Raw genomic sequence first — 3,728 nt, 5'->3', positions numbered from 1 at the left:
CAAAGCCCCCTCTTCTCAAGAGCACTTCACTGTTACAGATGTCCAAGCCTCTGAATCCGGTATGTATAAGCTTATCTTGCGGGAGATAAAACAATGAACGTATCTTTTCTTGTGTGTTTAAAAATCAATAAAACTGTCCCAGAACTCGAATTACTGCTGTAAACCTTGGACTTGAAAAGGCAGTGAATTGGTAATTCCGTGGTATGCCGGTACGGAGACTGATTTGGCATTCATGGTATGTTATAGCTACTGATGCAATTCGTGTCCAAGTGGTTCGTTCATTCTTTTCAGGACTTTCAAATACAATGGCTTGATCGGTTACCAAAAGACGTCCTCTAAGTGTGATCTTTTTATTAATATCAAAGAAAACGCGTTCTTGAACCCCCAACAATTTTTCATTGTGTGCTAAACGATATTCATATTCGCTTGCGTCAAGCTCTTGAAACATTTTACACGCTTCAGAAAAACTAGACACTTTAATATCCGGTAGCAACATTGCAACTTGTTCTTCAAAAAGTTTTACTTTTTTCTTTTCAGAGTAGTGAGCGATCACCAAAAGTAAAACAATAATAATGGCTACTAATAACCATGGTGAAATACTTATTACTACCACAATGCCTCCAATCAATAGAGCACAAAGGAGAAAGATCCTGATCCATTTTTCCAGTTGTTCATTTTTAAGTGCTGGAGATGTTTTATTAACGACTGAGAAATCAGAATAAGGATGTGCAAGAGGGAGCGACATTGAAGCCTGTTCTGGAACTTTCTCTTTAGAAAGTTTTTTGCGTTTATCTTGCCAATAAGCGAAAATGGAAAACGCAAAAAACGCAAAGAAAATTAACCAAAACCATCCCCAAAAACCTAACCCATCATTTTCATCTGATTTATTGTCTTCAATGGAGGTAATTTGCTTATCGGTATTCTCAGCTGGTGCCTGAGTCACGCTTTCATCTTGAGTAGCGACATCTATTGACGCAGTTGAAGAGGAGGTAACAATTTCATTATTGTGTGTAATTTGATTTGGTTTGTCTTTGTGTACAGAAGCACCTACTATCGCAGAGCCGATAAATAATAAAGCTCCAATACCAAGAGTTTTCAGTCCGTTTTTCCGCCATTTCTTTATACATACTAAAACGAGTCCGACAACCATCATTGGCAATGATAACAAGCACACGATCATTGCAATTGTATCAAGGGTATCCAGCATTACCTCCCCCTCCGCTATAAATAAAAAAGTAAAGTGGAAATTTAAAGTGAATCGACAAATAAAGTAAAGACGTACTTATATAAGTTAGAAAAATGTAATATTACTGCTTGACATTATGATAGGAGTATGAATAATCGAATCAGGTGCCTCAAAAACACCTTAAACCATAAGCGGATTGGTTACCGAAATAATCAGTCTTCTATACATTAAAGACTTTGACTCATTATATGCTACATGCGTATAATAATATTGTCGGGTGTGGTTACGCTATACAATACCCTTGCGGGGAAAGTGTAACGACGGACTTATGGCCGTGTTTTTGAGCACCCGGCACTCTTCTTAGAGTGTCAATCAAAAACATCTAACCATAAGGAATTCATTATGAATACTCTTATAGAAATTAGAGAACAGGTTATCGATCAGGAAACTGTTCAAACTGTTAACGCTCGTGATTTGCATGCGTTTTTGGAAGGAGGTAAAGATTTCTCTACTTGGATTAAATATCGCATCAACAAATATAATTTATTAGAAAATCAGGATTATTTAGTTTTCACCAATTTTGGGGAAAACCTCCAAGGTGGTCGTCCCTCTAAAGATTATCATCTAACTTTAAGTGTAGCAAAAGAGCTTTCTATGCTTGAGAATAATAAGAAAGGTAGAGAAGCTCGTTTATACTTTATCAAATGTGAACGGCTTTTGAAACAAGTAGCAACACCACAAGTTGACTACTCTAAACCCGAAGCATTGCTTGGTGTCTTGAATCACTTACAAAATCAAATAGAGCAGAAAGATCATGTTATTGCTGAATTGACTCCAAAAGCAAAAGCTTTGGAAGGTTTAAAACGCTCTGATGGTTTATTCGGTCTTATTGAAGCAGCAAAGATGTTAGAGGTAAGACCAAAGGACTTAACAGATTACTTGCGTAAACATGATTGGGTCTATCGACGGGCTCCAGGGGCACCTCTGTTACCTTATCAGGATAAAATCAAGAAAGGCTTTATGGACTGCCCTGCTATTACTATCCAAAGACCAGATGGCACAGAAAAGGTACTCCCTTCAACAAAAATTACCTCCAGAGGATTAGCATGTTTAAGAGAGCAAATTCATGGAGGTGTACAATGAATAGCAGTGTCGATTTTTTGTGCGATTTGTGGATGGCATTGTTTAAGCTTTCTAACCATCGAGGCATTGGAGATGAGGACTGCAATGCTATAGTTGAGGTTATGGAATCGGTCGTAGATGCTCTGGTTTTAAAGCTTCAAGATGACGTGCCCAATATTACAAAAATCTTGGCAATTTTGACAGATTTTGGAGCTTCAGAACTTCCACATCGTATGGATTCTTTGTTGCGAACTTATGAACCAAATTTAGACAACCCCATTAAAAAGGTTGCTTAACTTAAAAACAAAACTCCCCTCCCTATCGTTAAAGGTGGGGAGGTAGTCAAGAGACTTCTTTAGGTAAGAACTCAAAATGAACGGATTTAAAATCAGTTAAGTCATAATCTGTAAGATCGGCAGTATCAACAAAGTTTTCTGCTTCTTCATCCGTCTTGAAAACGGGTATTTGTTTTAATTTAGAGGTTTTCATAAGAATTAGTTTTCTTTTAGTACGTATAGACTTTTAAAAGATTCAAAGCTTAGAAGAAATGTATCTGTTTAAACTCACACCATTTTCAGCGGCTTGTATTGAAAGTTTTCTATGGAGTTCTGGTGGTATTCTTAATTGAAACTTGCCACTATATTTACCATGTGACAAAGGCAGAGGAACTTCTTCTCCATTATGTTGCATGTCCTCAACAACTTCTGAAACAAGGTCCATAATACCTTTTAAAGCTTTCTCTGCTTGAGCATCTAACCATGAAAGGGATGGGAATTCTGCACACAATCCGACATATTCCTCATCTTCTTGCGACCACAAAACACGATATGTATAATGATTATTGTTCATGTTTCATCCTTTCTATCGCTTGTAAGATTTGTTTGACTTGATAAGCTTTTGCTTTGTTACTAGAATCTTTTTGAATATTCACACGTGGGTCACCAAGCCACAGGGTTTTAAAAACAAAGTGGCTTTTACCATTGTTCCGCGGTTTTCCAAAAAAATGTACACACACAGCCAACAAATCTGAAAACTTGATGTTCTTTGGTGATGCTTTCATCAAGCTGATTATTTTTTCAACTTTATTGTTCATAACCAATAATAGTATCATTATTAATCCTAGTTAATCATTTTTAGAAATAGCGTCAACTAACAANTTATTAATCCTAGTTAATCATTTTTAGAAATAGCGTCAACTAACAAGAGCCTTTTGTAACTCGACACTGTTAAAAAAGCTCAATCAAGGTGAATATGAAGCTGTCCCTGCCGAGCTACAGAAATGGACCAAAGCAGGCGGAAAGCGTCTTGAAGGTCTCACACACCGGCGTGCGGCAGAAATAGGCTTATGGGCAAAAGGGGCTTATGTTTCCTCCAATTATCAAACAGTAGAAACGCAAGCACCAACAGGGCTTTTCAAAGC

At 37.2% G+C, this 3,728-nt stretch carries 6 protein-coding genes and 1 pseudogene; 3 read left to right on the top strand and 4 right to left on the bottom strand.

Features of this window, described 5'->3' with window-relative positions; genetic code table 11:
- Positions 1 to 124: 124 nt before the first annotated feature.
- On the bottom strand, positions 125 to 1,207 hold the full coding sequence (locus ACFIK2_RS08225) for a hypothetical protein (protein WP_375677146.1): 1,083 nt from the start codon (positions 1,205 to 1,207) through the stop codon (positions 125 to 127).
- Between the two features lie 381 nt (positions 1,208 to 1,588).
- Here ACFIK2_RS08225 and ACFIK2_RS08220 point away from each other — a divergent pair, with 381 nt between their 5' ends.
- Together ACFIK2_RS08220 and ACFIK2_RS08215 are read left to right on the top strand one after the other, a co-directional pair.
- On the top strand, positions 1,589 to 2,329 hold the full coding sequence (locus tag ACFIK2_RS08220; RefSeq protein ID WP_375634716.1) for an antA/AntB antirepressor family protein: 741 nt from the start codon (positions 1,589 to 1,591) through the stop codon (positions 2,327 to 2,329).
- A complete protein-coding gene (locus ACFIK2_RS08215; RefSeq protein ID WP_006589100.1) occupies positions 2,326 to 2,604 on the top strand; it encodes a hypothetical protein in 279 nt (92 codons plus the stop codon). Before ACFIK2_RS08220 ends, ACFIK2_RS08215 begins: the two co-directional genes overlap by 4 nt.
- A gap of 46 nt (positions 2,605 to 2,650) precedes the next feature.
- On the opposite strand, the gene ACFIK2_RS08210 is transcribed toward ACFIK2_RS08215, so the two are convergent.
- The 3 genes from ACFIK2_RS08210 to ACFIK2_RS08200 are packed head-to-tail and all read right to left on the bottom strand — an operon-like array spanning position 2,651 to position 3,419.
- Positions 2,651 to 2,797 carry a CopG family antitoxin gene (locus ACFIK2_RS08210; RefSeq protein WP_375633829.1) on the bottom strand — a complete coding sequence of 49 codons (147 nt, stop codon included), beginning with the start codon at positions 2,795 to 2,797 and terminating at the stop codon, positions 2,651 to 2,653.
- A gap of 42 nt (positions 2,798 to 2,839) precedes the next feature.
- On the bottom strand, positions 2,840 to 3,157 hold the full coding sequence (locus tag ACFIK2_RS08205; RefSeq protein ID WP_375633830.1) for a type II toxin-antitoxin system HicB family antitoxin: 318 nt from the start codon (positions 3,155 to 3,157) through the stop codon (positions 2,840 to 2,842).
- Complete coding sequence (locus ACFIK2_RS08200; RefSeq protein WP_375634717.1) at positions 3,147 to 3,419, bottom strand: toxin HicA; 273 nt, start codon at positions 3,417 to 3,419, stop codon at positions 3,147 to 3,149. The genes ACFIK2_RS08205 and ACFIK2_RS08200 overlap by 11 nt, the downstream gene beginning before the upstream one ends.
- An 88-nt stretch (positions 3,420 to 3,507) precedes the next feature.
- Here ACFIK2_RS08200 and ACFIK2_RS08195 point away from each other — a divergent pair.
- A pseudogene (locus ACFIK2_RS08195) lies at positions 3,508 to 3,728 on the top strand (lysozyme); the annotation flags it as partial.

It is taken from the genome of Bartonella sp. AP88XZML (assembly GCF_042195565.1).
GTDB lineage: Bacteria > Pseudomonadota > Alphaproteobacteria > Rhizobiales > Rhizobiaceae > Bartonella.
Note: the sequence above shows the minus strand (reverse complement) of the source record. Positions and strands in the feature narration are given on the sequence as shown.